Source organism: Oscillibacter sp. (assembly GCF_031978065.1).
GTDB lineage: Bacteria > Bacillota > Clostridia > Oscillospirales > Oscillospiraceae > Oscillibacter.
This window is the reverse complement of the sequence record NZ_DALZCH010000149.1, coordinates 1-6,508: the sequence shown is the minus strand read 5'-3', so window position 1 is coordinate 6,508 and position 6,508 is coordinate 1. Positions and strand designations below refer to the sequence as shown.

Here is a 6,508-nt window from a genome sequence, read left to right as displayed (position 1 = left end):
TGCTGCATTATATCAAAGAAAAAAACTACACGCTTCCAACTAGATCAGAGCTGAAAGCGTGCAGTCGTGCGGTTGTTGAAAAAACATTTATTTTTCCAAATAAGCATTGATAGCTGCGGACGTTACTCCTTCTGCTACGGACGAAATTGCCGATAAAGAAAAATTGCGGACTGCTGACAATCCCTTTTTTACGGAATGCCATTGGTCGATGTCGCGTATTTTTGCAAGAAGTTCGTGCCCTGCCGGGGAAAGATCGCAAATCCATATTTTGTATCCGCAATTTCCTTCGCGGGCGATAGCTAATTCAGATTCTATGCAGTAATGAATGTGGTAAACAAGCGTGTCATTATCATATTTCTTCAAAAGCTCTTCTTGGTAGCCCGGCGGTTCTGTGACATCCCCGGTCCATTGTGCAACCGAAGTAAGCCCGGAATCAATGAAAAAACACATTGTTCTAAGCCCTGTGTTGTCTTCGATGCATAAGAGGACATCCCGAATACAATCTGTATCTAAGCGCATACATTCACCTCCTTTCTCCCAAATCCTACCACTTTCAGAGGAAGGGGACAAGCACAAAAAAAGAAAACCATCCTCAATTATGAGGGTGGTTTTCTTACGCTCAAATGGTAGCCCTTACATTTGAAGGTATTTGCAATACTGCTTAAATTCAGAGCTATTGGTTTTAACGGTTTTCGTTGTGCGGGAACCATTAGAGTATTCAATCACGAAAGTGGTTGTTTTTTTGTTTTTTGCACTCAATCCTGCAAGGATACCAACGCCGGGGATGAGCGCAGCTCCGACGGCCCCACGTGCTACAGCGCTTGCTGCGCTTTTCCGGCTATCCTCTGAAACAATCGCCGTTTTTACAATTTTCTTTCCAAACATTTGCAACACCGCCTTTATTGAATAACATACAACGAAATCAATTTAAAAGCAAGATTTTTTAGTGAAAAGAGGTGAGCATATGGCAGACGGCAGGGTAATAATCGACACCTCATTAGACAACAAGGGGTTTGTAAAGGGAATTTCTGGCATGCAGACCCAAACTGACGGGTTGACTGCGGCAGTAAAGCGGCTCGGAGCCGTAATTGCTTCCGCGTTTGCCGTTAGAACGATTATCAATTTCGGCAAAGAATGCATCAACCTAGGGAGCGATATTGCGGAAGTTCAGAACGTGGTTGATGTTGCCTTTGGAGATATGTCCTATAAGATTGAGGACTTTGCAAAAACGTCCATAAAAAGCTTTGGCATGTCCAAGTTGGCAGCAAAAGAAACCGCATCAAACTTTATGGCAATGGGGAAGTCCATGGGACTTTCTGCCGATGCTGCATCAGATATGGCTGTTGCAGCAACCGGACTGACGGGTGATGTGGCCTCGTTTTTTAATATTTCGCAAGAACTCGCAAAGATAAGGCTGCGCGGCATCTGGACGGGAGAAACCGAGGCATTAAAAGAACTTGGCGTGGTTATGACGGATGTCAACCTCAAGGAATACGCTAGAGCAAAAGGAATCACGAAATCATACGACGCAATGAATCAATCGGAGCGGGTCATGCTACGATATCGGTATGTTACAGACGCACTCGCTTTGGCAAGTGGTGATTTCATACGGACCGAAGATAACTGGGCAAACCAGACCCGCGTTTTATCGGAGCAATGGAAAGAGTTTATGTCCATCGTTGGACAAGCTTTAATTACAGTGCTGAAACCTTTGGTGAAAACGCTGAATTCAATTGTTTCCTCGATGATTGATACCGCCAATGCCGTGAATAACGTTATGACTGCCCTTTTTGGCGGGGCATCATCTCAGATGAAGCAAACCGAACAGGACGCATCCGGGGTTGATGGTGCCATAGAAGGCAGCGTGGCAAATCAGGATGAGCTGACAGATGCGGTCAAAAAAACGAATAAGGAAGAAAAAAAGGCCGTTGCCACGTTTGATGAAATAAACCAGTTATCATCCGAGTTGGCCGACAATAGCGATGCGCAAGAATCACCATCGGAAATTCCGGGAGTATCCCCAGACACGGAAAAGACTGTTGATGGGCTTTCTGAGAAAATTAAAGCCCTTGTTTCCGGAATCCGGGGCATATTCCAAGAACTAAAAGATTGGTTTGCTGGTTTTTTTGCTCCGTTTTCTGAGAGCTGGAATGTTTATAGTCAGGCGGTCATTGCTTCCGCGAAAAACGCGCTTAACGGGATATTGAACTTAATCCGTTCCATCGGGAGCACATTTATGAATGTTTGGTCAAACGGGACAGGGCTTGAAATTCTCAATACGGCCTATTCTATTGTTTCCAAAATATTTGACATAGTCGGTGCCCTTGCGGAGCGGATCAGAATTGCATGGGAGGCCAACGGGAACGGGGAAGCCATCTGGCAATCCATTTTAAACATCGTGCAGAGTGTACTTAATTTCGTTGACCGCATCGCATCGGCTACCCTTGCGTGGGCCAATAGTCTAAATATGGAGCCTATTATATCATCTTTTCGCGGGTTGCTAAAGTCCGTAGAACCGCTCGTTGACCTGATATTGGACGGCCTTTATTGGGCGTACACAAACGTTCTTCTTCCGCTTGCGTCGTTTTACATTGAGGACTATATGCCGGCATGGTTTGACTTCTGCGCTGCCGCCATCGATGCGTTTACTGCGATAGTGGAGGCGTTAAAGCCGTACGGGGAATGGTTGTGGGAGAACTTCTTGAAGCCGCTCGGAAAGTGGACCGGGGAAATTATCATTGCGGCACTGAAAGGAATAACCGCAGCTCTACAAAAATTCTCAGAATGGGCAACGGAAAACCCAGAGCGCGTGCAGAGAGCCTTCGACATTCTGTTGGCGGCCCTTGCAAGCATCCTTGCTTACCACACCGTTCACAAGATTGAGAGTGTGATAACCTCAATTGCCGGGGCAATTAAAATATTTATGGCTACGGTTGGGGGGATTTCTCCGACTGCGTTTTTAGCCGCTGTTGCGCTTGCTGCGATCACAGTGGCAATTATAGACTTGGCTCATAACTGGGATAAAATGAACGGGGTTCAAAAAGTCGTTGCGGTTCTGGGTGCACTTGTCGCCGCTGCGTTTGCCGCTGCGCTGGCCGTTGGAGCATTGCAATCCTCTTGGTCTATGGGCGTGGCAGTTGCAGCGATTGTTGCAGGAATCCTCGCCATGACGCTTGCCATAAACTCCGCAAAATCTCAAGCGCAATCAATGGGGAAATCAGCTACATCTAGTCTGGGCGGCGGGAATTCATCTTCTCTTTATTCGAGCATGCAGGCCGTACCTTCTAGCCTCCCCCACCTCGCCACCGGCGCAGTCATCCCCCCGAACCGTGAGTTTATGGCCGTACTGGGGGACCAGAAGAGCGGGACGAACATTGAAGCGCCCATGGGGACCATCAAGCAAGGTATCCGCGAGGTGATGAATGAAATGGGGATTACCGGCGGAGGGCAAAGCGGAGATATTGTTTTGCAGGTTGACGGGAAGACCTTTGCTCGGCTCATGAATCCCTATGCAGCAAAAGAGAACCAGCGCGTAGGAATCAAGATGGTGGAGGGCGTATGAACTATGTAAAAATAAACGGAATCTCATTTGATGCGACCGTTGCAATCTCTTCCATTGAGGAAAATTTCAATGTCCTTGACGGCGACAACGTAGGCCGCAATCCGGGCAACGGGCGCATGATACGGGATGTGCTGGGGTCGTTCATTGGGCATAAGATCACCTTTTTCAACGGCAAAGACAATGTTGGTTTTGACGCTCTGTGGGATTATCTCAAGCAGCACTCGGCAGATGATTACGTGATGCTCGAAGCCGCAAGCGGGCAGAGTTCCATATCGTATCAGGCGTATTACACCTCCGGCAGTCGAAAACTCAGGACGGCTGCCGAGGGTGTAAATTATTGGGATGAAATCGAAGTTAACTTTATCCCGATTGCGCCCCAGATCGTGAGGTGACGCATGGATAAGATAATTTGTGGCGGGTTTGGATGGGAACGTAATCCCCAATTAGAAGATAACCGCTTAGACGGAGGGAATCTCTTTTTCGCGAACGCCATTGCGCAGGACGAGCTATCCATTGACACCTTGGAGGCGGATATTTTCAGCCTGTGCAAAGTGCCCAAAAGCCTTTTTACATCGGATTCAAAGAGACTTTTGACCGCCAGCGGGAAGAAGCTTTTTTGCAAGTCAAGCGATCCGGACATTACGTCCATCCCTTACGGTACGCCGGTGGAGTATTGGCGAGACGGCGTATTAAAGGCGAGGCTTTACAAGTCGGAGATTGTCAGGGCCGGGAAAACCGTCTTTAACCTATCTGCGGTGTCCGCTGTCGGGCTTTTAGATAAGCTGCCGCATATGGGCGGGCTGTACACGGGGCAGCGCATGGATGTGGTGCTGGCGGGCATTATCGGCGGGGTGTTTGAATACACGGTGGCCCCGGACGTTGCGGCTACGTTAATTTTCGGATGGCTCCCGTCAGGAACCAAGCGGGGCAATTTAAGACAGTTGCTTTTTGCCACTGGTGCGGCAGTCAGGAAGACTGCTGACGGTGGCATAAACTTTGCCTTTTTGTCGGTCGATGCTCCGACGGAGATTATCGGCGACCGGATGTACACCGGTGGTAGTTTGACGTACAACACTCCGGCAACCGGAGTTGACGTGACAGAACACGCTTATTACACTACGGCGGCAGATACAGAAGCAACGCTATTTGACAACACAGACGGCAGCGGGGCGGTTGACCACAAGACCGTTACTTTTGATAAGCCCTGCCACGACCTTACGCCGTCCTCTGGCCTGACGGTCCACGAGAGCGGCGTTAACTATGCCATCGTCTCCGGCACTGGCACACTGACCGGCAAGGAATATACCCACCAGACCAAGATTGTTTCCCGGCGGCTGGAGGCAACGACGGAAAATATCGTCCCCGTAAAGGACGCCACGCTGGTTTCCATGGCGAATAGCGGCTCTGTTGCTGACCGGGTACTGGCGTATTACTCTAGTGCGAAAACGTTGTCAGTGCCGATTGTGGAGGATGGAGAGCGCCCCGGTGATGCCGTGTTTTTAGAAGATGCGTTCGGGGACTTGGCTAAGGGGCTTTTGCAGTCCATGAGCATCATTATAAGCGCGACGCTAAAGGCCAACACGACAATTATTACAGACTATGCCCCGACGCACCGGGGCAACGACTACAACAATCGGGTGCTTCTTACCGGGGCCGGAGAATGGACCGTACCAGAGGGAGCAACGCGCGGAAAGTGCGTTCTGGTGTCCCCCGGAACCGGCGGTGAAGCTGGAGAAGACGGCGCGGACGGCGTGGATTCCGTGCTGCATTACTCTGGGAGCGGCACGAAATCCGCAGGGCCCGGAGCCGGTGGCAAGGGCGGTGAACGTGGCCTTGGGGGCCTTGGCGGAAAAATTCTGGAAATAGAAATCCTGCTTACCCCCGGAACTCAAATCCCCTATCATGCCTATTCTGGCGGCACGGCAGGTCAGGACCCGGGCGAACCCGGAGAAGACGGGCAGGCCACGACATTTGGGGCGTATACATCGGATTCCGGGGAGCGGATGCCCGGCGGATACATTGATGGGATGACTGGCGATATCTTTGGCGCTCCCGGAACAGATGGTACGGACGGAGGCAACGGTGGAGACGGCGGCAGCAGCGGAGGCGATGGAGAAAAGGGCGAGGATGTAGCCGGATGGCTTGGCGGCTCCGGAAGCGTTGGCTGGTCCGGACCTATGACAGTACCGGTTGGGTCCGCCAGTATCGGCGGCGGCGGTGGCGGCGGCGCGGCATTCGGAGAAAATGGCACCAATGCGCCCGGAATCGAAACCGGTAGCGTATCCGAAATCGCGCGCGGAGGGGGCGGCGCGGATGCACACCCGACACCTGAACCCAGCGAGGAGAAGTACGGAACGGGCGGTACAGGCGGTAACGGCGGTGGCGGAGGCGGTGGCGCAGGACAGTTGAGCGCCACGGTATCCGGTACGGCCTCATTTACTTGGACTGCTCTCGGCGGAGCCAAGGGAAATGGGACCGCTGGCAGGAGCGGCGCTCCCGGATGTATCGTAGTCTATTTTTAAGGGGGATATATGGCAGATACAGGATACACATTGGCCCGGGAGGGGCCGGAAATCGACGAAGCAATTGAGCGGGCGCTTCCCGGCGGAGCGATTGACCTTTCAATTGAGGACAAGCAGTTTTGGGAGTTCCTTGACAACACAAATTTCACGAATCCGATAGCGCAAGCTGGTATCGGCGGGAATCACGGAAGCATACCGTTTGCTCTTGACCGATGGCAATTAATCTCCGGTACAGTGTCCGGCTCTGCAAATGGCCTGACATTAAACGGTACTATCCGACAGATCAGAGAGCGGCCAATCGGATTTGCTGTTGTACCGTCAATTGAAATGTACTCTGGCACGGCTACGATTACTTATGATGACACTACGAAATACTGCGATATTACTTCCTCCGGGGGAACGATCAAGCGCCCGCATTTGGGGT

The 6,508-nt window shown here is 51.2% G+C and carries 6 protein-coding genes; 4 read left to right on the top strand and 2 right to left on the bottom strand.

Annotated elements, in window-relative coordinates; all coding sequences use genetic code 11:
- Positions 1 to 87: 87 nt before the first annotated feature.
- On the bottom strand, positions 88 to 519 hold the full coding sequence (locus RTK01_RS15485) for a DUF2513 domain-containing protein (protein ID WP_312281839.1): 432 nt from the start codon (positions 517 to 519) through the stop codon (positions 88 to 90).
- 114 nt (positions 520 to 633) lie between these two features.
- The gene (locus RTK01_RS15480; RefSeq protein WP_312281838.1) at positions 634 to 885 is read right to left on the bottom strand and encodes a hypothetical protein; all 252 of its coding nucleotides are present in this window, start codon (positions 883 to 885) and stop codon (positions 634 to 636) included.
- Positions 886 to 964: 79 nt separating this feature from the next.
- Between RTK01_RS15480 and RTK01_RS15475 the strand changes: the two genes are divergently transcribed.
- The 4 genes from RTK01_RS15475 to RTK01_RS15460 form a co-directional block, all read left to right on the top strand.
- The gene (locus RTK01_RS15475; protein ID WP_312281837.1) at positions 965 to 3,562 is read left to right on the top strand and encodes a hypothetical protein; all 2,598 of its coding nucleotides are present in this window, start codon (positions 965 to 967) and stop codon (positions 3,560 to 3,562) included.
- Positions 3,559 to 3,954 carry a hypothetical protein gene (locus RTK01_RS15470; protein WP_312281836.1) on the top strand — a complete coding sequence of 132 codons (396 nt, stop codon included), beginning with the start codon at positions 3,559 to 3,561 and terminating at the stop codon, positions 3,952 to 3,954. Before RTK01_RS15475 ends, RTK01_RS15470 begins: the two co-directional genes overlap by 4 nt.
- A gap of 3 nt (positions 3,955 to 3,957) precedes the next feature.
- Positions 3,958 to 6,084, top strand: coding sequence for a hypothetical protein (locus RTK01_RS15465; protein ID WP_312281835.1), 2,127 nt, complete (start codon positions 3,958 to 3,960; stop codon positions 6,082 to 6,084).
- Positions 6,085 to 6,093: 9 nt separating this feature from the next.
- Positions 6,094 to 6,508: hypothetical protein (locus tag RTK01_RS15460; protein WP_312281834.1), on the top strand; the 415-nt coding region annotated here is incomplete at its 3' end.